The sequence below is a fragment of the Nocardia sp. 852002-20019_SCH5090214 genome (assembly GCF_001665865.1).
GTDB classification, from domain to species: Bacteria; Actinomycetota; Actinomycetes; order Mycobacteriales; family Mycobacteriaceae; genus Nocardia; species Nocardia nova.
Map to the genome: position 1 here is coordinate 34,259 of NZ_LZMK01000368.1, position 22,642 is coordinate 56,900.

The following is a 22,642-nucleotide window of genomic DNA, read 5'->3' on the forward strand; positions in this document are numbered from 1 at the left end:
ATGTTCCTCGGAATCGACATCGGCACATCGGGTTCCAAGGGCGTGCTGACCGACGCCGACGGCAAGGTCCTCGCCCGTGCCGAGCGTCCGCACGAGGTGTCGATGCCGCGACCGGGCTGGGTCGAGCACGACGCGGAAACCGTGTGGTGGGCGGATTTCGTCGCCATCGCTCGCGAACTGGTCGATGCCGCCGCCGGTGCTCGGCTGGAGGGGCTCGGGATCAGCGGTATCGGCCCGTGTCTGCTGCCGGCCGATGCGCAGGGCAATCCGCTGCGGCCGGCCATCCTGTACGGCGTCGACACCCGGTCTGGAGTCGAAATCGCCGAGCTGGCAAAGGAATTGGGCGCTGCGGCCGTGCTCGAACGGGCGGGGTCGCCGCTGACCAGTCAGGCTGTCGGACCGAAGCTGCGGTGGCTGGCGCGGCACGAGCCGCACGTGTACGAGCGCACGCGCATGCTGCTCATGGCGAGTTCCTTTCTCGTGCATCGGTTGACGGGGCGATACGTGCTCGACCATCAGTCCGCGAGCCAGTGCGTGCCCATGTACGACCTGCGCAAACGAGAATGGGCGAGCGATTGGGCCGAGCATTGTGCTCCGGGCTTGCCGTTGCCCGAACTCGCCTGGCCCACAGAGATAGTCGGCCGCGTGACTGCGGAAGGTGCTGCCGCGACCGGTCTTCCGGAGGGGTTACCGGTCACCACCGGCACCGTCGACGCGTGGGCCGAAGCCGCCAGCGTCGGCGTGCGCGCTCCCGGCGATGCGATGGTCATGTACGGCACGACGATGTTCCTGGTCCAGATCCTCACCGAGCCGCGTCCGCATCCCGGTCTGTGGGGCACCTGCGGTGCTTGGCCCGAAACCTATTCGCTCGCAGCGGGAATGGCGACCTCGGGCGTGGTGACCGATTGGCTGCGCCGTCTGGTCGGCGGAGATTTCGGCGACCTGGTCACGGAGGCCGGCAAGGTTCCGGCGGGCAGTCGGGGACTGCTGATGCTGCCGTATTTCGCCGGCGAACGAACGCCCCTGTTCGATCCCGACGCTCGTGGCATGGTCGCCGGTCTCACCACGAGCCACGGCCGCGGCGAGCTGTACCGCGCCGCGCTGGAAGGAACCGCATACGGGGTGCGGCACAACCTGGACGCGATGGCCCACGCCGGCGGCCGCGCTCGACGTCTCGTCGCGGTCGGGGGTGGAACGAAGGGCGGGCTGTGGACCCGGATCGTGTCCGACGTGACCGGTCTGCCGCAGGAATTGCCGGCGGAAACCGTCGGTGCGTGTCTCGGCGACGCCATGCTCGCCGCGGAGGCGTCCGGCGTCGACACCTCCGGCTGGAACCCGGTGACGTCGATCGTCGAGCCGGACGCCGAACGGCAGGCGGTCTACGACCAGTACTACCGGCGCTACCGCGAACTCTACGAATCGACTGCGGATATCGCGCATTTCCTTGCTACCGAACAACATCGGGCGGCGAATAATGGCTGAGCTCTGGCGACTCGATCGCGCGCGGACACGCTCGATCAGCCCCGAGAACCCGACCGGCGCGCCGGGCGCGGGCGCACGGGCGGAGACCGGCACCGGCGCGGGCGCGGCACGCGATCTCGGTGTGGGGTGGAAGGTGTCCCCGTCGATCGACCTCGTGGCCGGATCCACCGCGACGCTGGCCGACGTATCCGGACCGGGTGTCATCCGGCACTTCTGGCTGACCACCGACCGCACACTGCTGCGCCGATTGAGGCTGACTTTCACCTGGGACGACGACCCACATCCGTCGATCGACGTGCCGCTGGGCGACTTCTTCTGCAACGGCTGGGACGAACTGGCACTGGTGAGTTCGGAAATGGTCGTGGTCGCACCCGCCGGTGGCCTGAACAGCTACTGGCCCATGCCTTTTCGCGAGCGGGTCCGTGTCACCCTGCATAATCCGACCGAACGTCCGGTGCCGGTCTACTATCAGCTCACCTACGACGAGACCGAGGTAGGCGAGGACGCCGGCTACCTGCATTGCCAACGGCGACACAGTAATCCGCTGGGCACTCCGGCGGTACACACCATCGTCGACGGTATTCGGGGCCGCGGACGCTATGTCGGCACCTATCTGGCGATCGCCCCCAACGCCCCGGGCTGGTGGGGCGAGGGCGAGATCAAATTCCATCTCGACGGAGACGACGAGTTCCCGACGATCTGCGGCACCGGCACCGAGGATTATTTCGGCGGCGCCTGGAACTTCGACCTCGACGGCGCCTACCGCGACTACTCCAGCCCGTATCTCGGCCTGCACCAGGTACTTCCGCACGACGAGATCTACACGCCGCAACAACGATTCGGCATGTACCGCTGGCATGTGCGCGACCCGATCCGCTTCCACGAGGAACTGCGCGTCACGCTGCAAGCACTGGGATGGCAGGACGGCGGGCGGTATCTGCCGTTGGCCGACGCCGATATCGCCACCACCGCATGGTGGTACCAGGAAAGGGGACGGTGAATGCGTGCCTTGGTGATCGAAAAGCCCGGTGAGTACTCGGTCCAGACAATTCCCGACCCGACCCCCGGCCCCGGAGAGGTGGTCGTCGAGGTGGCCGCGGTAGGAATCTGCGGCACCGACATCCACATCGTCGAAGGCGAATTCCCACCCACGCCCTATCCCATCGTCCCCGGCCACGAGTTCTGCGGTGAGATCGTCGACGGTCCGCGGTCCGGCGAGAAGGTGGCCGTGGACCCGTCGCTGTTCTGCGGCGCCTGCCACTACTGCCGCATCGGCCGCGGCAATCTCTGCGAACGCTGGGGCGCGATCGGCGACACGGTGAACGGCGCGATGGCCGAATACGTCGCGGTGCCGGAGGCCAACTGCTATCTACTGCCGGCCGATCTGCCCGCCGCACACGGCGCGCTGGTGGAACCGCTGTCGTGCGCGGTGCACGGATTCGACGGATTACCACGCACATTGGGTGCGCACTACCTGATCTACGGCGCGGGCACCATGGGCCTGATGATGCTACAACTCGCCGTGACCGCAGGCGCGACCTCGGTATCGGTGGTGGACCTCAACACCGACCGCCTGCAGGTAGCCCGCACACTCGGCGCCGACGCGGTGGCCACGAACGCCGACGAGCTCGACCGCCCGCACGGCTGGGAAGTCGTCATCGACTGCACCGGCGCGATCCCGGCGATCGAAGACGGCCTCACCCGCGTCCGCCGCGGCGGCACCTACCAGCAGTTCGGCGTCGCCCCCGGCGAGGCGACCGCCTCCTTCTCACCCTTCCGCATCTACAACGACGAAATCACCGTCGTCGGCTCGATGGCAGTGGTCCACAGCTTCGGCCGCGCCGTCGACCTCATGTGCAAGGGCGCGATCGATGCCGACACCATGATTACCCACACCTTCGGACTCGACCAGTTCTCGGAAGCGCTGCAAGCCTTCCGCGACGGCATCGGCCGCAAGATCCAGATCGCCCCGCGCGGATAGATGGCAAGCGTCGCCGGAGTGGACAGCTCCACCCAATCGTGCAAGGTCGTGGTGTGCGACGCGGACACCGGTGAGGTGTTGGCACGGGGATCCGCGCCGCACCCCGACGGAACCGAGGTCCCGCCCGAGGCATGGTGGACCGCGCTGCAACAGGCGGGGGAGGGGCTGCTCGACAACGTCGACGCGGTGTCGATCGCCAGCCAGCAGCACGGCCTGGTGGCACTCGACGACTCACACCGCCCGGTGCGAGATGCCCTGCTGTGGAACGACGTCCGCTCCGCCGACGCAGCCGACGACCTCGTCGCGGAGCTGGGCGGACCGCAGGCGTGGCTGGACGCAGTCGGCAGCGTCCCGGTCGCCGCCTTCACCGCCGCGAAGTTGCGCTGGATGGCCGATCACGAGCCCGAACTAGCAGACCGGGTCACCCGGGTGATGCTGCCGCACGACTACCTCACCTGGCGATTGCTTGGTGGTGGTGATGCCGCACCCACCACCGATCGCAGCGATGCCTCGGGCACCGGATACTGGTCCGCGGTGGAGGGCCGGTATCGAGAAGACCTGCTGGCCTTGGCCTTCCGTGACCGGTCCCCGCAACTTCCGAGGGTGCTGGAACCGTCCGAGAGCGCCGGACGCACCGCATCGGGCGCACTGGTCGCCGCGGGCGCGGGGGACAACGCGGCAGCGGCGCTCGGACTCGGGATCGGAGACGGCGATGTGGTGATCTCGCTGGGCACCAGCGGGACGGCGTTCGCGCGCACCTCGCAGCTGCACACCGATCCAGCCGTCAATGGATTCGCCGACGCGACAGGGCAACTCCTTCCGCTGGTATGCACACTCAACGCCGCCCGAGTGCTCGAGGCAACGGCCACCGCCCTGGGAATCGGCATCGGCGAACTCGATGCGCTGGCGCGACAGGCACCACCAGGCGCGGACGGTCTCGTCCTGCTGCCGTACCTGTCTGGCGAGCGCACCCCGAACCTGCCACACGCCACGGGCAGCCTGCACGGATTGCGAGCGGAGACAATGCGCCCCGCATACCTGGCTCGCGCCGCAGTCGAAGGAATGCTGTGCAACATGGCCGACGCGCTCGACCGGCTCCGTGCGGCCGGCGCAACACCCCGGCGAGTGCTGCTGATCGGCGGCGGTTCGCGTTCGGAGTTCGTCGCAGAGACCGCCGCGCAGATTTTTGGTGCGGCGGTGACCGTGCCGGAGCCGGAGGAGTACGTCGCGCTCGGTGCCGCCCGGCAGGCCGTGTGGGCATTGCGCGGCAGCGCCGAACCGCAGCGGTGGCCTGCGGTCGCGACCGTCGAGATTCCGGCGCCTGACAACGGTGCCGTTGGCTTGGTTATTCGCAGCGCCTATGCGCAGGCACGAGAAGCTTTGTACGGCAACTGAGTCGTATCGCTGGTCACCGAGTCCGGACAGGCGATGCCGCGGACGAACTTCTTCTGCGCGAACGCGTAGAGAACCGGCATAGGCGCACCCATCAGGATGGTTCAATCCATGCCTCACCGACCGTGTTCGGCTGTCATGCGAGCGCACGACGGGCGGCCGCTCACGGAATAGCGGGCACACGCGGCGTAGTCACAAACTTCGGCTGGACAACGCATCGACATGATGGGAAGCATTGTCCTTGAGAAGGAAGTGCCCACAACCAGGGACGGTTCAGACCTGAGATCGGGGGCAGTCCATCGAAATTCGGTGTTTCGCAAAAGATGGTCCTGCGAAGATGAGCCGTGGCCAACTACAGCAGCGACTACCTTCAGCGACTGCGCGATGCGGTGACTGAATTCGGCAGCGCCTTCGAAGCGTGGATGCAAACTCAGGTCGAGTCCGATCACATGTCGGCGCGGGGCCTGTTCCCCACGGTCTGGGTGAAGGACCGGCAGGACCCCGCCGAGGTTATCAGCCTTGAGCTCAAGGTCGCGGAAACCGCCGGAGCCGCGGCAAAGGCTGTAGCTGTGACGGGAACCTACATTGCCGTAGCGGGGATCGGAGTCATCGACCCGATTGCCAACTGGTTCATGATGGCGAGCCCGAAGGCCCCGCTCAGCCCTAAAGATATTCGCATGACTGCAGCCACCACTCGCGGGCGGCTCGATATGCTGATCGCTGAAGCCGAATCTGCGTCGGAGTCGGGTCTTCCGGGGTTCGTGCCCTCTCAACTGCATCCCATGATCTGGTCATCCGCAGCTGATCACTGGACGTCACATCAATATCGTGCCGCGGTGGTCGAAGCCGCTGAGGGGCTGACGATCCATTGGAAGACCAAACTCGGCCGCAACGATGTTGGCGGCACCGAGTTCTGGCAACAATCTCTCTCCCCTGGGGAGCCGTCCCCTGAGCGCCCGAAACTGCACTGGCCTGGCGATCGCACCGACAAAACGGTCCGCAACATGCGCGGCGGACTCGAACCGATGGCACGCGCGCTCAATGACCTGGCAACGGGGCTAAATCTGACTGTTCGCAACGTTGCGACGCACACTCGTCAAGAACTATCCGAGCAGGAAGCTCTGGAGAGGCTGGCGGCATACAGCTATCTTGCAAGGCTCCTCGACCAGTGTGAGATCCGCCGTGCAGACGATGAATCAGATACCTAGCGAGGGATCTGCCTCCCGGTTGGTCCGTTGCGATGACTCTAGGTCAGAGTGGTCCGAAGGTCGAAATGCTCTCGATCTCCATTTCCACAAGGTTGCGGTACGTCCTCCGCGGAAACTGGACGACAGCACCGTTCTCCGCGAGCGCGCTGGAGCAGAATCGCAGGTCGTGACTGGAGCCACTACTTGCAGGCATGAACCCATAACCCACTGATCTGGCACGGTCGGTGCGACGAATTACAGCCAGAAAGGCGGTGAGCTAGTGAACCCCATTGACGATCTTGCGAAAACGTTGGAGTACTTAGCCATACGGCAACTGCGAGACTTTGGAGCGCCGCTGCACGAGACAGAAGAAGGCTCCGGGACGATTTTTGAATCCCGTCTGGACAGCACCTTCGCGACTATGAGCGACCTTCTCCGCATTGCTCTGCTGAGCAGGGGCGCCCGTGATATGCCGATCATTGAGAAGACCCTGTGGGAGGTAGAGTTCACCTATAAATCGGTGCCCTTCACCCTCATGCATACTAAGTTCGGCGTCAAATTGCAGTCGCAAATTGCTGGCGGCCCAGAGGTGCCCGTAACTTCTTTGAGTGAGGAATTAGTCGATCGGCTTCGTAGTGCGGTGAGGAATATGCAAGAACGAGTTGTGGAGCCGCAGATTGTCCAGCAGAGAAGAGTCAATAATGTGGAAATTGTAAATCAACATAGCCGATACCAGGGGCTAGTACTTTACTTCAGAAAGAAGCTCGAAGGAGCTATTGATGGGGCGGAATTGTCAGAGCCGGAGCCGTTTCGAATTGAAGTCTCCCCTTCTTTGGGAGGTGGAGACCTTGTGCACGATCTGGAGAACGTGCTGAGTGGGGTCCATCGAGATATTGAACGTGCACATGAAATTGCATATCTCGCAACTGCTCTACTGGCGGGCTATTTCTCGATGATTCAACATCGTTTGATCCTGCTAACCGGATTCTCCCCAAGAGTGCTCGATGACGACTTCTCCGTCGACGAATTGCTTGAGAGATCGAAGTGGGCAGAACAGTTCGACGCCGCCATGAAGGGTCGAGGGGCTGAGGATGATAAAGTCGCGCGGAGCGACTTATCCTATTTGGCGAAGACTTATCGGAACTCCCTTCTCCATGGTGGAGGCGGGAGGCTCTCGGATGGAATTATCGTCGAGTGGGCTCCTGGTTATCACTCGATCGTAACTGAGCGCGGGGAGTTCACCGATCAGTTCATGCTATGGCAGCCGGCGGTAACGTCTCATGAAGCTAGGGACATACTGGTGCGGATCGATAGGATCGAATCCTGGTTCAACTCGCTGCCATACTTTCCGTGGATCGAACGCGGGCTTCCGGTCAGCTTTGAGGGTCGAGCAGTAGCGACTGCGCTTCGACATTTGCGGGATGGAACCGTAGCAATGCATATCGCTCAGGAGGAATTTCGATACGACCAAGCGGTCAACTTTGAGTGGTAATTGCGCTGTCAGCGGAACGCGAATCTGGACCATTTGACGAAGGTCAATTTGGACCATCGGGTCGGTTGGTGGTTTCACTCTTCAGTTGTGCCGGCGGTGGGGACGCGGCCGAGGTCGCGGTCTTTGAGCAGGTAGCTGTCGCCTTTCAGCGCGATGACCTCGGCGTGGTGGACGAGGCGGTCGATCATGGCCGCAGCGACGACGTCGTCGCCGAAGACCTCGGCCCCTGGCCGAAGACTTTGTTGCTGGTCACGATCAGTGAGGCGCGTTCGTAACGGGACGAGACGATCGCTTGGCTGTCCGCGGTGATCCGATCGGTCGGCGCGCAACCCAGCGCCCGCCGCCGTCGGGCATTGACCAACGCGAGCCAATCATCGAGTTGAGTGTTGAAATCGGTTGGGCTGCTGAATGTTCGACCTGGCAGGAAGGAGCGCTCGAGATAGTCATGGGCCCGTTCGATCATGCCTTTGGCTTCCGGATCAGCTGGTTTGCAGACGAGCACTTTCGTGCCCAGCGTTCCCCGGAAGGCCTGGCATTCCGCGGTGAGTCCGAGAGTGTGGGCGCCGCGCGTGTCACGGCGTCCCTGCCCAGTTCCGTGTAAGCAGCCGAAATGGTCGGCATCATCACCGAACCGAGGCCCATACCGCGGACGAACAGGGCCACACAGAGCCAGACGTACGAGGTGTCGGTGCCGACGTGCGTGAACGGGAGGGTTTAGAGAAGCCTGGACGAACGCGTACGGAAGAAACGGCGATCCCTCGGATGCTTGGGACCTTGCGATCAAGGCTGTTGAGGATGTGTTGATCCCAGTGGTCGTTCCCAAAAAAGCGACCCAACCGTCTGGGTGTCGAATTGGCCTTGCTGGTGTGCCGCAGACTCCGGCCGGAGGGCCGTCGCCCGTAGACCTGTCTCGTAGCGGCCGAAGAGCACCCACGCCACCCCACCGCGCCCGAACGCACATAACACCCCACAGGCTGGTCAGACGATCCCTGCTTCCTGGTGGGTGCGATTTGAGGCAAACGCCTCATGCGACCACGGAGGCGACGGACCGATGATCAGGGCATGACACAGCGAGTTCAGGAATCACGAAGATCATCGGTCATGACCGATTCGACATTCGAACCACCGACCGTCGAGCGGTTCGGTACGCGCACTTCAGATCACCCACACGAAGTGCCGGGCGGCGGGCGGGTCGATGCCGTCAACGTGGGCCAGCACGTCGGGGCGCGGCAGATTCTCCAGGAGTTGTCGCTGTCGGTCGAACCAGGCGAGTTGGTCGCCATCGCCGGCGGCAGTGGAGCAGGAAAGAGCACACTGCTGGAGATCCTCGCGGGACTGCGACCACCGTCTATCGGGGAGGTTCGGCATGACGGCGTCGTTCGCGGGGGCCGAGTCAGCGCCGATTCCCGTATCGGCTACGTGCCTCAGAATGACATCATCCACCTCGAGATGCCTCTGCGCCGCACGCTGCGCTACGCGGCGCGGCTACGGCTGCCCGCAGGCACATCGGCGGCCGAGGCGGACCGGGTAGTCGAGGAGACCATGCATGACCTCGACCTGGCTGATCGGGCCGAAGTGCCGGTCCGTGCGCTGTCCGGCGGCCAGCGCAAGCGGGCCAGTATCGCCGTGGAACTACTGACCCGGCCACACCTTTTCTTCCTCGACGAACCCACCTCTGGGCTCGATCCGTCGACCGCAGCCGACGTGATGCGCCTGCTGCGCCGACTCAGCCAGCGCGGGGTCACAGTCGTTCTCACGACACATGAGCCAGCCGGCATCGACCAGTGTGACCGGGTGGTATTCCTGGCGCGCGACGGCCACCTGGCCTTCATCGGCAGCCCGACCGAGGCTCGATGCTACTTCGGCGTGGAGGATATCGCCGAGGTGTACGACCGACTGGCTCGTGAGCACACCCCTCAGATCTGGGCGGAGCGATTCGCGGACAGCGGTGGGAAGTCGAAAGCCCGGCCTGGCTCGGCTCTACTGCCCCCCATCCCAGCCACCCGTTCAGACGTCGAGCGCACGGGCATGGTCCGGCAATGGTGGCTACTTACACGACGCAATGTTGATGTTCTCCTTCGCAACCGGCTGACCCTCGCGGTCCTGCTCGGCTCACCGGTACTGGTCACTGCGATGATGGCGACGTTGTTCAAGCGCGGCGCGTTCGATCCACGTAGCGCAGCCGACCTCGGCCCGGCTCAGATCGTGTTCTGGATCGCGTTCGCAGGCTTCTTCTTCGGCCTTACCTATGGCCTGCTCCAGATCGTCGGAGAGATGGCCGTCTTCCGGCGGGAGCGCCTGGCCGGGCTCAGCGTGGGCGCCTACGTGGCATCAAAGATGACAGCGCTGCTTCCGGTGCTGGCTGGAGTGAGCGCGGTGCTCCTCGGTGTGCTGCGGGTGCTAGGTCGGCTCCCCGCCGTTGGATGGGACGCGTTCGCCTCCCTCTTCGTGACGATTGTGATCGAGGCGACCTCGGCACTGGCCCTCGGATTGCTCGCCTCGGCCGTGGTCTCCAACGCCGCGCAGGCCGCCCTCGCCCTGCCGATGCTCTGCTTCCCTCAGGTTCTGTTCGGTGGCGCCATAGTCCCCGTTGACAAGATGGCCCTCCCGGGGCGCCTGATGAGCCTCGGCCTATCCAACCGTCACGCATTCGAAGCACTGGGTCGCGACCTGGATCTCGACCGGTACACCGCCACGCTGCCGGCCATGTCCGCCTACCGCGACACCTTCCACGGAGGCACCGGCGCCAGTCTCATCGCGCTCGCCTCGTTTGCCGTTGGCCTCATGCTGGCCACGGTGTGGGTCTTGGACCGGCGGTCCCGGCCCGGCGCATCCCGGCGATGACAACCCCGCACAGTCGGTCCGCCAGATGTCTGAACAGATATCGGCGGGCCGGCGTGCGGCACCAACGATGTTCGGCCTTCCGAGCGCACAGCCTGACGTTCAGACGGCCCGTCCACCCGGACGCGCGTCGACCACCCACTGAGCCATGTGACGTCAATCTCGCACCGGGCAGCATCATTGGTGGTTGCCGAGCTGAAGTACCTGGCGCAGCGAATGTTTCAATTTCCCCCGGCCGCAGTGACCGGGAAGCTCATCAGACCCCGATCGATCGCGGCGAGACTGGCCTGCGTGCGGTTGTTGACGCCGAGCTTGGCGTAGATACGTTCGACATGGTTGCGGGCCGTTTTCTCGGCGATGAACAGCTCGGCGGCGATTTCTCGGTTCGACCGGCCCTGCGCGACGAGTCGCAGGATCTCGACCTCGCGGTCGGTCAGCCCGGCCGGCCAGGGCGTCCGCCGCGATACACGCTGCCCGGCCGCTGCAAGCACGGCCGCCGCCGACTTGGCGTCGAGGCGGCCGGCGCGCGCCTCCTCTCGCAACTGATCGGCAGCGCCGCGAGGATCGAGCGCCGGCCGGTGTGCACGTGGCTCGAGCAGTCGCTGATAAGCCTCCGCCGTGGCAAGCAACCGGTCCTGCGTGGTCAGCTCCGCGCCGGCAATACCTCGGGGAAAACCGGACCCGTCGATCCGTTCCCGGTGCTTCATCGCGACGGACACCACCGACTCCAAGCCGTTAACTCGGCTCAGTATCCGGCCGGTCAGATCCGGATACATCCGTACCCGTTCCCATTCAGCCGTAGTGAGCGGCCCCTTCTTCTCCCAGATCTGGTTGGACACTCCCATTTTGCCGAGGCTGTGCACGAGGCCGGCACGGTAGAGATGCTTGATGTCCGACGGCGACATGCCCAGGCATCGGGCTGCCCCGGCCACCAGATTCGCGACGCCACGCGAATGCCCCAGGGTGAACGGAGATTTGAGATCGACGAAATCAGCCATGGCCTCGAGTAACTCGTCGCTCTCCTCGTCCGTCAGGGTTCGGTCACGATCCGGTGCTTGGGCCAACGCCACTGCCCAGACGTCCATTTCGAGCAACCCGTCCACAATCGCCGCCGCGTCACGATCGAACACCGCCGCCACGGCCGGGCTGAACTGACTGCCGCACCGAGAACGGAGAACATTTTTCGCGTACTCGAGCCCGCCCGTCCGCAAGTGCACCTCGACGACGTCTGCCACGTGAGCGATGTGGATCTCGACCGGGATATCCTCTCCACGAGTACCGTTGGGCAACCCCCGGCCGTCCCAGCGCTCGAAGACGTAGGCCAGCGCCTTTCCGACCTGCCCGTCCAAGCCCATCCGATCGGAGAGAACCCCGGCGGAACTGCAATGCGATTGGATCAGTGTGGCGACCTGGCTGCGAGCCGTGACCAGAAAGGCGGTGGCACGCATGCCGCGCTCCCAGCCGGGCGATCCGCGTCGAACATGACTCATAATCAGCCGCAGAAACGGCAGGCCGGTCATATCCACCGCGTAGGTGTCGGCCCGGAAGGCGATGTCGTCGCCGAAGAGCGCCGAGAGTTCGTGGGAGTCGGCGTGACAACCGATCCACCCGACCAGATTGGCGTAGTACACCGTCGCTCGCTGTTGGAGGTCGAGGCCCATCCGCTCGGCGATCCGTGTCGCGATCAAGGACGACCGAAGCATGTGTTCCATCGGCTGACCCAGACCGAGGTCGATCGCAAGCGATATCGCGGCCAGCAGTTCGGCTCTGCTCAGACCCTTTGCCGAGCCCGGCAGCGTCCCGTGCGGGTGCATTTTCCCATTGTTCACCTCGAACAAGGGCCATGTCGACGCGAAGACGAGACCACCGGCCTCATGAACCGCATGAGCACCAGCGCACACATCTCGGGGAAACTGCACCCTGGAGATCGGCTTCCTTCGACTAGAGCGATGGCGGACCAGTGGCGAGTCGACCGGAGCGGGGAACGTATTCGATGATGCGGCCGAGGCCACGGAACCCGATCGCCGCGTACACCCGTTCCGCCATCGGCGTCGACTGCAGGCTCGCTGTCGTGCAGCCCCGGTCCCGCGCGTCGTACACCTGGAGCAGGGTCAGGGACGTGGCCAGCCCCCGTCGCCGGGCCGGCTCCAGGGTCTCCACGTTGTAGATCCCGCAGTCCCCGCCCACGTCCAGGCAGATCGCGGCGGCCACGATGTCGTTGCCGAGCCGGGCCAGGGCCACCCGATAGGTGGCGGGATCCAGGCCGGCGAGCAGCCGGTCCGGCAGAAATAGCCGCTGGTAGTCCGACCAGGCCGGCGGCGCCGCATCGACCCGCGGCCTGGGCGAGACCAGCCGATCGAGATCCAGGCCCATGGCCCGGGTGGTCTCGCTGACGATGTAGCCGCGGCGCTCCAGATCCTCACGCATCCAGGTGTCGTCCTCGCACACCCAGGCAGCGAAGCGATCCACCCCGGCCCGGTGGTAGTGCGACTCCATGGCCTCGATCGCCTCGGCGCGACCCGCCTTCGAAAGACCTTGGCCCAGAACAGCGTTGTTGTAGACGTCACGTTCCGGACCGGACGGGAACACCGCGGCGACAACCCCGTCGAGATGGTGAACCGCGGCATCGGCCGCGCCGAGCGCGTTCGCCTCCCAGGAGGCGACCAGGGTCCGCATGCCGCGGCGGAACAGCTCCGCATCACTCGTGGTGGTGGTCATGATCGCTCTCGGTCGTCGTCGGAGAGGTCGAGGGTGAACCAGAGCTGGTCCCGCAGTGGGATGCCGTCGATCCGAATCGGCTCGTGGTACCCGGTCGCCGGAACGAACGCGTCCCGCACCACACGGCTCATCCGGAAACCGCACCGCTGGTAGAAACGGAGGTTCCCGATATCGGCGGCGGCTGTGGCCAGTTCCACGCGGGATGCCCCCGCACCACATGCCTGTGCGATGGCGTGTTCCAGGAGGCGGCGGCCGACCCCTCGCCCGCGCCAGGCCGGGACCACGGCGGTGTTGACGACCTCGCAGACCTGCCCACCATCCCGGACGACGCTGTGCAGGTGTCCGACGATGGCGCCGTCGACATCTCGTGCGACCCATACTGTTCCGAGGTCGATATATCCGTCCAGGACGGTCGGGGAGTCCTCGGCGAGGCGGAACAGATCGATCAAATCCCGATGCGGCCCTTCGTATTCGACGATTTCGACGTCGGCGGCGTCCCGCGCCGGATTCGGGGGTCCGACCCGCACCTCCGTTGCCGGTCCGACACTCGGCCGGTCCTGCTCGTCCCCTGGGGGCACGAAGATGACCGGCCAGCCGTCGGGATCGAGCACACCGAACGCACCTCGCCGGGTCCAGTAGGGGTTCTCGGGTACGAAGGGGTGCAGGGCGGAGGAACACAGACGGCTGCGGATCGTCTCCGCCGCGGATGGCTCGGCGAGGTAGACGACCATGGCATGCTCCCGGTCGGGTTGCTCCGACGATGCGGCGGGGCGCGGCGGTGTCACGAGTTCCAATTGCGTGGAGCTGTCCGGCAGGGCGAAGGCCACGCCGTCGTAGCCGTCGTGATCATGGAACTCGGCAAGCACCGGCAGGCCGACAATCTCCCGGTAGAACCTGCTCGACTCCGACAGCAGCCAGGTGCCCCGGGCGAACCGGATGGCGCGTGCGGGGAGGTCGGAAGGCCATCGAGACGGGTCCATGGCGGAACCTCTTTCTGTCGTCCCAGCCGTCGTGCCGACCGTGGTTCTGTGATCACGGTCCGGGATCGGAACCCAGGCGTCAAATGGCTTCCGCGACGCGCTCGGGCCCCTCGAGCTGCGGAGCAGTTGCTCGTCGCCGCGCATCGTCGGCTGAGCCGGCCCGAGCGCCGTACCCACGAACGCGACGCACTGGCCGATCTGCACGCGGCCGGAAAGCTTGTGGTGGTGCAAGTTTCGCGATCGGAATCGGTCAGATACCGGCCGCTACCGGTGTCTCGTCACGATCACGCGCCGCGTGGCGGGGCAGGAACATGGCCGGGACGATGATCACCGCCGTGAGGCCGAACGCCACCCAGAACGCGAAGCCGAAGGAGTCGGCGAGCAATGGTCCGACGACCGGCATCAGTTGAGGCGGGATCGAGCTGATCTGTCCGGAACCACCACTGCCGGAAGGCATTCCGTGTTCGGTCAGCTTTCCGGAGAGGTGTTGCGTCAGCGCTGTCACCAGCAGGGCGCTGCCGAGCGACGCACCGACCTGCTGAATGGCCGAGAGTGTGGGTGCGGCGCGTGTCAGGGCGTCCTTGCCCAGTTCCGTGTAAGCGGCGGCGATGGTCGGCATCATCACCGAACCGAGGCCCATACCGCGGACGAACAGGGCCACGCAGAGCCAGCCGTACGAGGTGTCGGTGCCGACGTGCGTGAACGGGAGGGTGCCGATCAGGGCGAGGACGACGCCGACGGGAACGACATAGCCGGCGCCGATGCGGTCGGTGAGCCGGCCGCCGATCACCATCGCCACGACCGCGCCCAATCCCTGGGGTGCGAGGAGCAGGCCGGCGTTGAGCGGGCCTTGCCCGCGCACGGTCTGGTAGTACAGCGGAAGCAGCAGCATGCCGCCGAACAATCCGATGGCGACGAGAAAGACCGCGATGGTTCCGCCGGCGAAGAGCCGGTTGGTGAGCAGACGGACGTCGACGATCGAGTCGGCTCCCTTGTGCAGGCTGTGCCAGGTGTAGAGGGCCAAGCCCGCGACGCCGCCGATGAGCCAGCCGAGCACGCCCCACTCGGTGAAACCACCGTGTGAGCTGGCCTCGGAAAGTCCGTAGAGCAGGCAGACGAGGCTACCGGAGAGCAGGATCAGCCCCCGCAGGTCGAGACGGCCGTGCTCGGGCAGGGTGTCGCCGTGCGGAAGCTTCCAGACGGCGAGCGCGAGGGCGAGGGCGCCGACGGGGACGTTGACGAGGAAGATCCAGTGCCAGCTCGTGTACTGCACCAGCAGGCCGCCGATCACCGGGCCGAATACCGGTCCCAGCAGCATGGGGACACCGAGGATGGCCATGGCCCTGCCGAGGCGTTGCGCGCCCGCGGCTCGGGTGATGATCGCCTGCCCGGCGGGCAGCAGCATGCCGCCGCCGAGTCCCTGCAGGATGCGAAAGCCGATCAGGCTTTCGATGGACCAGGCGGTCGCGCACAGAGCCGAGCCCGCGACGAACAGACTTACCGCGGTGAGCCAGACCGGTCTGGAACCGAACCGATCCATCGCCCACCCGGTGACCGGGATGGCCAGCGCCACCGCCAGCAGGTAACCGGTCACCACCCACTGCGTCGTGGACAGGGTCGCGCCGAGTTCGGTGCTCAACGACTTCAGGGCGACGTTCACGATGGTGGTGTCGAGAACCACCATGATCATGCCGGACACGATGACGAGTCCTGTGACGATAACGCTGCGGTCGAGCTTGCCCGACTGCTGCGCGGTGGTGGCTTCCATATCAGCTCCCTCGTTGAAGGCGCCAGGACTCGACCGGGCGACAACACCCGGCGACTACCCGTCGTGTGGCCGATTATTGCGGCGCTGTCATTCCGCAGGTTGTCACAGACCTCATCGCCGAGGGGGAGATCGGACGAGCCGGGGTGGGTGATACCTCCGCCGACCCACGACACATGTACACGGTCTTTCGGTGGCATGAGAATGCCGGAGGTCGACGGATGGAGATGTCTGGAACGAGTCGGCCGGTTCAGGTGGCTCAGGGTCGGGAAGCCGAGGTCGTTTTCCCACTGCTGTGCCCCCGACCTCGATTTCCTGTCGACGTATGCGGTGTTACTATGCAATTAGTTGGGTTATAGCCAACTATATGCATAATCTCTGAGGTGGTGCTGATGACTGGGGCCCGCAGCCCTGTACTGCCGAGTGAGCTCTGGCGCGTCCCGCTGCGAACACTCCGGCCGCAGGACTTGACCGGTATCTATGCTCAGCCGCGTCCTGAGATCGCGCGGCTCGTGGATCGGGGCGTACTGCACCGCGTCGCGCACGGCTACTACATCGTCGTCCCGCCGGAGTACGTCGGCAGAGCCTGGCTGCCCGGCCTCGAGCCGGCTGCCGCGGGGATCGCGTCATCGATTTACGGCGCAGATCGGGCCATTGTCATGGGTGTCAGCGCGGCTCGCATGCTGGGCGCCGTGCCGCGTGCGTTGGCGACTGCGGTTGTCGCGGTTCCCAGCCAGCATCGGCCTATCTCGTTGACCGACCGTTCGGCTCACGTCCGGTTCGTCTGCCGTGACACCGACGTACTCGACGCCGAGCGCATCGACACATCGCTGGGCCCGGCGCTGGTTACAACGCCGGAACAGACTGTGCTCGACCTCGCCCGCCGGCCGCGGCTGGGTAATGCCGAGGGGGAGGTTCGTTCGGCGATCGAGACGCTCTACCGCCGTAGTGATTCGGCGATACTTACACAGCTGGCTGCGGACCAGCGTCTCGGTGCTGCGCTTCGACGTGTGGAGGGTTGGGTGGGGAATGGTAAATGACGAACTTGAAAGTGTCGCAGTTCAATTCGGCGTCTCCCCGGAGCAGGTCGAGCGCGACCACCTGATCTCTCATCTGCTGGCGGCGATCAGCCGAGGATTCGGTGATCGGCTACATTTCATCGGCGGTACCGCTCTGGCTCGTACCCATCTGGTGAACGGCAGACTCAGCGAAGACATAGATCTGGTTGCGTTGGACAACCGAACCGCACTGGCGGCGGAACTCGACGCCGCTTTGCCGCGATCAGTGGCGCGGACCTATGGACGGCTCGAATGGGTACCGCCGCTGAGCAATGTCCCGGATACTGGTGCGGCCAATCTTCGCTCCGCGTCCGGCATATCCGTCAAGATCCAGTTGCTGTCGCCACGCGGACGAGCGGTGTGGCCGACCGAGCTTCGCAGCCTCGAGCAGCGATACAGCGATGCGCCACCTGCGGAGCTGCTCGTGCCCACCTTGCCTGCCTTCGCCGCCGGTAAGACGGCAACATGGCACGATCGACGCGCTGCGCGTGACCTATGGGATCTCTGGGCGCTGAGCGACGCCGGCGCTATCGATAGCGTTGCGGGAGACTTGTACCGGAGGTGGGGTCCGACTGGTCGGCTCCCTAGTTCGCACCTGTTCGATCGTGCACCAGGCGAAGACGACTGGAATGCACAACTGGCGGGGCAGACTCGGTTGGCGATCAGCGCTGAGACGGCACTGCATACGGTGCGAGATGCCTGGGCTCGTATTGCGAAGTGACTCGGAAGCATCGGTTCTCCGAGCCATCTCGCCCGTCGTCCGACCGCGGATGAAGTGGCAGCCGCCCGTCCGGAGTCCGACTTGCGCATACATCGTTCGGCCGCTCGCGTCAGGGTTTCCGTTGCCGCCCGAATAGGCTCGGGAATTCGAAAATGGCTGTGCTTCAATGATTGCCTGGTGCCGGCACGGATATCGCTTCGAGCAGACGCTCGCGCTCCCCGTCCGATATCTCTGTTCCGGATACCGGCTCCGCGAGCACACACAGCAGCAGCGCCACGCCTACCGCGCCCGGGTCGGGGTGGCCGACGGCGCGTTCGCCGAGGTAACTCGCGCGACCGCGACGTGCCCGCAGGGTCGCCGTGGACAGGGCTCCGTCCACTGCGGCGCTCACCATCGCGGCGATATCGGCATCGCCATTCAGCGCCTCGGCGGCGGGAGCGAGCGCGTCGACCATGGTGCGATCGCCGACTTCCGCCTCGCCGACGCGCTGGATGGCGGCGAGACCGTCCTCGATACCGATCCTGAGGGCGTCGATATAGGAATCCGAGCGTGTCGCCCGGGCGCCGAGTGATTGGAACAGGAGTCCGAACAGCGGGCCGCTCGTGCCTCCGACCTCGTCGAGGAAGACCGCTCGCAGCGTATTCCACGGTGCGGGGGAGTCCGGTGCGGCGAGGCGGTCGGCGACCTCGGCGAAGCCCTCGCGCAGATTGACGCCGAAATCTCCGTCGCCGGTGATCTCGTCCAGCGTGGTCAGTGCGGGCTCGGCGGCGATGAACACCTCGTGCAGTCGGGCGACGGTGCTGTCGAGCGTCGTCAGTGCCTCGCTGGTCATCGTGCGGTGTCCTTCCAGGCGGGTGCGCCGGTCGGGGCGTGCCAGAGATCGAGCCAGCCGTCGGCGAGTTGGGTGAGGGTGATCGAGAAGCCGCTCATGTCCAGTGCTGCGACGAATGTGCCGACCTGGACCGCCGAGATTTCGCGACCTCGGGCAGTGAGGGTGCGCGCCGCGAGCTCGAGAACTGTGCAGAGTTCGAGTTCCGTCGTCGCACCGAGCCCATTGATCAACAGTAACAACGGCTTTCGAGGATCACCGGGCAGTGAGGCGAGGATATCGGTGAGCATCCGATCGACAAGTTCCCCGAGTGGTGGCCTGGTAATCGAGGTCGAGGCGCGTTCGCCGTGAATTCCGACCCCGTATTCGAGCTGATCCGGTTCGAGTTCGAAGGCGCGCGCCCCGGTATTCGGTGACGTGAGCGCCTCGGTGGCCACCGCGATACTGCGGCTGTGCTCGGCCACCTCGCGGCCGAGCGAGGTGAGCGAGGTGAGCGTGTCACCGCGGTCCGCGGCGGCGCCGAGGATCTTTTCGACAACGATGGTCGCGGCGGTCCCGCGTCGTCCCGTCGCCGTCTCATTCGATTCGGTGGCGACGTCGTCGTCGACGAGGACCCGGCCGACCTCGATACCGTCGGCGGCGAGCCGTTCGGCGGCGATGCCGAAATTGATCTTGTCTCCGGTGTAGTTCTTGACGATGTGCAGCACCCCACCGGCACGAGCGACGGCCTTGCTCGCCTCGTAGACCTGGCGGTTGTGCGGCGAGGCGAAGATCTTTCCCGGTACGGCCGCGTCGAGCATCCCCATTCCCACGAATCCGACGTGCATCGGCTCGTGGCCGGAACCGCCGCCGGAGACGAGGGCGACCCGCCGTGTCGGCGCACCGCGATCGTGGTGCACGAACAGTGGGTCGGTGGCTATCCGGACCCACGGGTTTCGGCGCACGAAACCTTGCAGCGAAACCTCGGGGCCCTGGCCTGGTTCGTGTAGGAACAGTGCGGGCACAGACATCCTCCTCGTCGATCGACGGCGCGATGTCCAGTATCACGGGGCCGGATGAAGTCGTGTTCCCAGGTGTTCGCTCGGACCGACCACAGGCCCGCAATCGAGCGGCCTTGGGACTACGCCTCGACACCATTGTTCTGCGCCGGTGGATGAATTACCCCGTTCACGTAGCTGCTGCCCGGCGAGTACGTGTGCTCACGCACCGCGTCACCCGAATTGCCCTCGATCGTGTGAATCGTGCCGTTGGCATCGACCTTCTCGACCAGGCCGATGTGGCCGACTCCGTTCAGGACGATGAGGTCGCCCACCTGGGCGCGGGAGGCTTTGTCGGCGAGCCCGTGGCGTTGTGCGTCTGCCCAGATCGTGGGCACGCTGACGGCCAGCCCGTGACTGTCGGTGGCGGTCCAATTCAACGGGATGTGCGCCTGCTTCCAGGCCCAGGTGGCGAAAGCCGCGCACCACGGCCCGTCGATGTTGTAGGGCTTGCCCGGCAGGTGGTTGACGCCTGTTTCGTGGACGTTGAGCTGGCTCAGGGCGGCCTGGATGGCGCCAGGGGCACCGGGCGCCAACGGAAGCGGGACAATGCTTCCCGGCCCTACCGGCGTGCCGAGCGTCGACCACGGCGTCGCACCGGCGCTCGGCGTGCCGCCGGACGGATATGTCGCGGTGGGGCGGTAGGTGGGGACCGAATTCTCGATGGTTCGCTTCTGGTGCTGGATCTGCCTCGCGGCAGACCCGACCTTGCCGTGCACATAGCTGACGGCGTCGAGGGCGGCGGTGATCAGGCGCAGTTCGTCACCTGGTGCCAACGGTTGATGGCTCTCGTTCATCTTCGACGCGTATTCGAGTGTGCCCTGGAGGCGGTGCACCTTGGCCATGCAGTCGGTGAAGGTCCCGTTCGAGGTGTCGAAGGTGGAGTAGTAGGCCTTACGGACGTCGTCGTTGTGGCCGCTGATCGCCACCTTGGCGGCGCGTATCTTCGCCAGCGTCGCGGCGTGGCTGTCGACCAGGGCGGCGTAGTCGTGTTTGTCGTCGAGTCCGTCGTGGAGCAGTCCTTGCTTGCCCATTTGGTACAGCAGGTCGGGCTGTTCGGACGGCTTTCCCGAGGCCAGCAAACCGATCGATCGGCGCAGCGCCGTCTGCACCGCGTCGAGAACGGCAATGAGGCCCTTGTGTGCTCCGGCCGGCGGAGTCAGGGTGATGTCGCTGAGGTGAAATGTGCTCGGGCTCATCGTGTTACCTGCGGGAGAGTCACGATCGGGGTCGGCGGTCGGGGTGAGCGGCGCGCCACCTGAGCAACCCGGCGATCAGCGCGTCGACTTGGCTGCCCGACAGGATAACTGTGCCGCATCGCGCGGGTTCGGTGATCGAGAATCTGAGCTCGTCCTCCGATATCGCCGGTTGCTCGCAGCCGAGCAGCGGTGCTTCGGCCGCGATATACCCGTCGAGCATCGTCCCGATGTAGTAGGCGGGGTTGTCGTCGGGGCCGAAGGTGAGCCGACTGCCCAGCATGCGATCGACGATCGCGTGGATCTCGGGGATGACCTGTTCCACCGGCCGGCCCGAATCGCGTGCGTGTTCCTCGATCATCGCAGCGAGCGGGCCGGTGGGATCGCTACTGGCGGAAACGATTTCATCGATACTGTCGCAGTTCCAGTCGATGTCGCCGTGCTCCATCCGGTCGGTGATTACCGACATCAGGCGGACCGCCAGGTCCTTGTCGGTGTGTCGGGGCATGCGGTCGGCCTTTCGGATACGGGTCTCACCCGCCGACGGTGTGGCTGGGCGTAGCGGAAGGGACAGATGTGGTTCGGCGATGTCGTTGATGGACCAACCCCGCGCATATCGCCGCTGCGGTCACGACTGTGGTCAGTGCCAGGGAGTTTCGCGTCGCGGAGGTGAAGGCCATGGCCGCCACGATGGTGACCAGCGCCGCGGCCACCAGATACGACAGGTAAGGGTGCCCCCACATTCGAACTCCGCGTTCGAAATCGACGTCGGCTCGCGCGTTGCGACGAGAGACGATTTGCGTGGCGCAAATGCAGAGATAGACCACGACGGCCACCGAGCCCGACGAGTTCAACAAGAAGGTGAACACCGCGCCCGTCGGCAGGAAGTAGTTGGCGCCGACCGCGACGAATCCCGCACTGGCGGCGGCGAGCACCGCCGCGACGGGCACGGCGGATGCTCCTGGGCGGCCGAGGAGCGCCGGCGCCTCCCCGCGCTGGGCCAGCGAGAACAACATCCGCGAGGACGAGTAGATGCCTGAATTGAGGCACGACAGTACGGAAGTGAGCACGATGAGATTCATCACCGTCCGCGCTCCGGGGAGCCCCAGTGTGGAAAGAACCGCGGTATAGGGACTCTCGGTGACCACGGCGGCATTCCAAGGCAGCAACGTGACCACGACGAGCACGGAACCCACGTAGAAAATCACGATACGCCAAGCGACACTGCGCATGCTGCGCCTGACCGCGCGGCCGGGATCGGCGGCCTCACCGGCGGCGATGGTGACCAGTTCGGTGCCGAAATAGGAGAAGAACACCGTCAGCACGGCCACCAGTACGGGGCCCCCGCCGCGAGGGAACAATCCGCCGTGTCCGAGCAGGTTCGTGGTGCCCGGTGAGCTGTGATGGGGCAGCAGCCCGAGAATCGCGGCACCGCCGATACCGATGAACAAGACGATCGCGGTGACCTTGATCAGCGCGAACCAGAACTCGAACCGAGCGAACGAGGTGACCGCGGTCAAGTTCACCGCGGTGAGGGCGGTCATGAAGCCCAGGGCGGCGAGCCAGGTGGGCACCGCGGGCGCGAGCTGGTGCGCGATCGCGGCGCCGGCGATCGCCTCGAAAGCCACTGTGACACACCAGTGGTAGGCGTAGAGCCATCCGACGGCGAGGCCCGCCCACGAACCCAGCTCCCGTGAGGCGTAGGCGGAGAACGAACCCGTGGCCGGGTGGGCGGTGGCGAGTTCGGCGAGCATCCGCATGACGAGCACCACCAGCAGTCCGGTGCACAGATATACGAGCACGATCCCCGGCCCGACGGCCGAAATCGTTGCACCACTGCCGACGAACAGTCCGGCGCCGATGACGCCGCCGATACCGATCATCGTCATCTGGCGGGTGCTGATGGCGCGTTGCAGGTTTTCCGACGTGGACAGCGAGGTGGGCACGGTGGCGCCTTCTTCCT

General features: G+C 65.4%; 18 protein-coding genes and 2 pseudogenes. 9 read left to right on the forward strand and 11 right to left on the reverse strand.

Translation table 11 applies throughout. From position 1 onward, the window contains the following. From A5780_RS28620 to A5780_RS28645, 6 genes are all read left to right on the forward strand, one after another. Window positions 1–1,482 (forward strand): FGGY-family carbohydrate kinase, encoded by a 1,482-nt coding sequence (locus tag A5780_RS28620; protein ID WP_064910350.1) that lies wholly within the window; start codon window positions 1–3, stop codon window positions 1,480–1,482. Beyond that, a complete protein-coding gene (locus A5780_RS28625; RefSeq protein ID WP_064902894.1) occupies window positions 1,475–2,482 on the forward strand; it encodes a glycoside hydrolase family 172 protein in 1,008 nt (335 codons plus the stop codon). The genes A5780_RS28620 and A5780_RS28625 overlap by 8 nt, the downstream gene beginning before the upstream one ends. Further along, window positions 2,483–3,463: a zinc-dependent alcohol dehydrogenase family protein gene (locus A5780_RS28630; RefSeq protein WP_064910351.1), complete on the forward strand. Its 981-nt coding sequence runs from the start codon at window positions 2,483–2,485 to the stop codon at window positions 3,461–3,463. Then, entirely contained in the window at window positions 3,464–4,858 is a 1,395-nt protein-coding gene (gene xylB, locus A5780_RS28635; protein ID WP_064910353.1) for a xylulokinase, read from the forward strand. Window positions 4,859–5,199: 341 nt separating this feature from the next. Further along, entirely contained in the window at window positions 5,200–6,063 is an 864-nt protein-coding gene (locus A5780_RS28640) for a TIGR02391 family protein (protein WP_064910355.1), read from the forward strand. Window positions 6,064–6,322: 259 nt separating this feature from the next. Then, window positions 6,323–7,534: a hypothetical protein gene (locus tag A5780_RS28645; protein ID WP_064910357.1), complete on the forward strand. Its 1,212-nt coding sequence runs from the start codon at window positions 6,323–6,325 to the stop codon at window positions 7,532–7,534. A gap of 74 nt (window positions 7,535–7,608) precedes the next feature. Here the strand turns inward: A5780_RS28645 and A5780_RS41405 are convergent. After that, a pseudogene (locus A5780_RS41405) lies at window positions 7,609–7,823 on the reverse strand (ATP-binding protein); the annotation flags it as partial. Beyond that, window positions 7,815–8,081: pseudogene (locus A5780_RS39515) on the reverse strand (IS21 family transposase); the annotation flags it as partial. The pseudogenes A5780_RS39515 and A5780_RS41405, both read right to left, overlap by 9 nt. Before the next feature lie 479 nt (window positions 8,082–8,560). On the opposite strand from A5780_RS39515, the gene A5780_RS28655 reads away from it, so the two are divergent. Then, window positions 8,561–10,378: an ATP-binding cassette domain-containing protein gene (locus A5780_RS28655; RefSeq protein ID WP_064910361.1), complete on the forward strand. Its 1,818-nt coding sequence runs from the start codon at window positions 8,561–8,563 to the stop codon at window positions 10,376–10,378. Window positions 10,379–10,596: 218 nt separating this feature from the next. On the opposite strand, the gene A5780_RS28660 is transcribed toward A5780_RS28655, so the two are convergent. The 4 genes from A5780_RS28660 to A5780_RS28675 all read right to left on the reverse strand — a co-directional run bounded on the left by A5780_RS28660 (window position 10,597) and on the right by A5780_RS28675 (window position 15,841). Next, complete coding sequence (locus tag A5780_RS28660) at window positions 10,597–12,189, reverse strand: HD domain-containing phosphohydrolase (RefSeq protein WP_064910363.1); 1,593 nt, start codon at window positions 12,187–12,189, stop codon at window positions 10,597–10,599. A 127-nt stretch (window positions 12,190–12,316) separates the two neighbouring features. Then, entirely contained in the window at window positions 12,317–13,093 is a 777-nt protein-coding gene (locus tag A5780_RS28665; RefSeq protein ID WP_064902902.1) for a GNAT family N-acetyltransferase, read from the reverse strand. Further along, window positions 13,090–14,073 (reverse strand): GNAT family N-acetyltransferase, encoded by a 984-nt coding sequence (locus tag A5780_RS41410; RefSeq protein ID WP_197521905.1) that lies wholly within the window; start codon window positions 14,071–14,073, stop codon window positions 13,090–13,092. The genes A5780_RS28665 and A5780_RS41410 overlap by 4 nt, the downstream gene beginning before the upstream one ends. 250 nt (window positions 14,074–14,323) lie before the next feature. Then, entirely contained in the window at window positions 14,324–15,841 is a 1,518-nt protein-coding gene (locus A5780_RS28675) for a DHA2 family efflux MFS transporter permease subunit (protein WP_064910365.1), read from the reverse strand. A gap of 464 nt (window positions 15,842–16,305) precedes the next feature. Here A5780_RS28675 and A5780_RS28680 point away from each other — a divergent pair, with 464 nt between their 5' ends. Both A5780_RS28680 and A5780_RS39520 read left to right on the forward strand, forming a co-directional pair. Then, complete coding sequence (locus A5780_RS28680) at window positions 16,306–16,878, forward strand: type IV toxin-antitoxin system AbiEi family antitoxin (protein WP_369817505.1); 573 nt, start codon at window positions 16,306–16,308, stop codon at window positions 16,876–16,878. Then, window positions 16,868–17,617, forward strand: a complete 750-nt coding sequence (locus A5780_RS39520) for a nucleotidyl transferase AbiEii/AbiGii toxin family protein (protein ID WP_082856803.1) — start codon at window positions 16,868–16,870, stop codon at window positions 17,615–17,617. Before A5780_RS28680 ends, A5780_RS39520 begins: the two co-directional genes overlap by 11 nt. A gap of 163 nt (window positions 17,618–17,780) precedes the next feature. On the opposite strand, the gene dhaL is transcribed toward A5780_RS39520, so the two are convergent. The 5 genes from dhaL to A5780_RS28705 form a co-directional block, all read right to left on the reverse strand. Next, the gene (dhaL, locus tag A5780_RS28685) at window positions 17,781–18,449 is read right to left on the reverse strand and encodes a dihydroxyacetone kinase subunit DhaL (protein ID WP_082976786.1); all 669 of its coding nucleotides are present in this window, start codon (window positions 18,447–18,449) and stop codon (window positions 17,781–17,783) included. Further along, window positions 18,446–19,450 (reverse strand): dihydroxyacetone kinase subunit DhaK, encoded by a 1,005-nt coding sequence (locus A5780_RS28690; RefSeq protein ID WP_197521906.1) that lies wholly within the window; start codon window positions 19,448–19,450, stop codon window positions 18,446–18,448. Before A5780_RS28690 ends, dhaL begins: the two co-directional genes overlap by 4 nt. Window positions 19,451–19,566: 116 nt before the next feature. Next, a complete protein-coding gene (locus A5780_RS28695; RefSeq protein WP_064910369.1) occupies window positions 19,567–20,682 on the reverse strand; it encodes a CHAP domain-containing protein in 1,116 nt (371 codons plus the stop codon). 19 nt (window positions 20,683–20,701) lie between these two features. Next, window positions 20,702–21,187 (reverse strand): hypothetical protein, encoded by a 486-nt coding sequence (locus tag A5780_RS28700; protein ID WP_064910370.1) that lies wholly within the window; start codon window positions 21,185–21,187, stop codon window positions 20,702–20,704. A 25-nt stretch (window positions 21,188–21,212) separates the two neighbouring features. Further along, a complete protein-coding gene (locus A5780_RS28705; RefSeq protein WP_197521907.1) occupies window positions 21,213–22,625 on the reverse strand; it encodes an amino acid permease in 1,413 nt (470 codons plus the stop codon). Window positions 22,626–22,642 lie beyond the last annotated feature (17 nt).

Coding starts and splice junctions, on each gene's coding strand:
- A5780_RS28655 (WP_064910361.1), top strand. CDS start 8,561: ATGCGACCACGGAGGCGACGGACCGATGATCAGGGCATGACACAGCGA.
- A5780_RS28675 (WP_064910365.1), bottom strand. CDS start 15,841: ATGGAAGCCACCACCGCGCAGCAGTCGGGCAAGCTCGACCGCAGCGTT.
- dhaL (WP_082976786.1), bottom strand. CDS start 18,449: ATGACCAGCGAGGCACTGACGACGCTCGACAGCACCGTCGCCCGACTG.
- A5780_RS39520 (WP_082856803.1), top strand. CDS start 16,868: ATGGTAAATGACGAACTTGAAAGTGTCGCAGTTCAATTCGGCGTCTCC.
- xylB (WP_064910353.1), top strand. CDS start 3,464: ATGGCAAGCGTCGCCGGAGTGGACAGCTCCACCCAATCGTGCAAGGTC.
- A5780_RS28630 (WP_064910351.1), top strand. CDS start 2,483: ATGCGTGCCTTGGTGATCGAAAAGCCCGGTGAGTACTCGGTCCAGACA.
- A5780_RS28665 (WP_064902902.1), bottom strand. CDS start 13,093: ATGACCACCACCACGAGTGATGCGGAGCTGTTCCGCCGCGGCATGCGG.
- A5780_RS28695 (WP_064910369.1), bottom strand. CDS start 20,682: ATGAGCCCGAGCACATTTCACCTCAGCGACATCACCCTGACTCCGCCG.
- A5780_RS41410 (WP_197521905.1), bottom strand. CDS start 14,073: ATGGACCCGTCTCGATGGCCTTCCGACCTCCCCGCACGCGCCATCCGG.
- A5780_RS28660 (WP_064910363.1), bottom strand. CDS start 12,189: ATGCACCCGCACGGGACGCTGCCGGGCTCGGCAAAGGGTCTGAGCAGA.
- A5780_RS28620 (WP_064910350.1), top strand. CDS start 1: ATGTTCCTCGGAATCGACATCGGCACATCGGGTTCCAAGGGCGTGCTG.
- A5780_RS28700 (WP_064910370.1), bottom strand. CDS start 21,187: ATGCCCCGACACACCGACAAGGACCTGGCGGTCCGCCTGATGTCGGTA.
- A5780_RS28625 (WP_064902894.1), top strand. CDS start 1,475: ATGGCTGAGCTCTGGCGACTCGATCGCGCGCGGACACGCTCGATCAGC.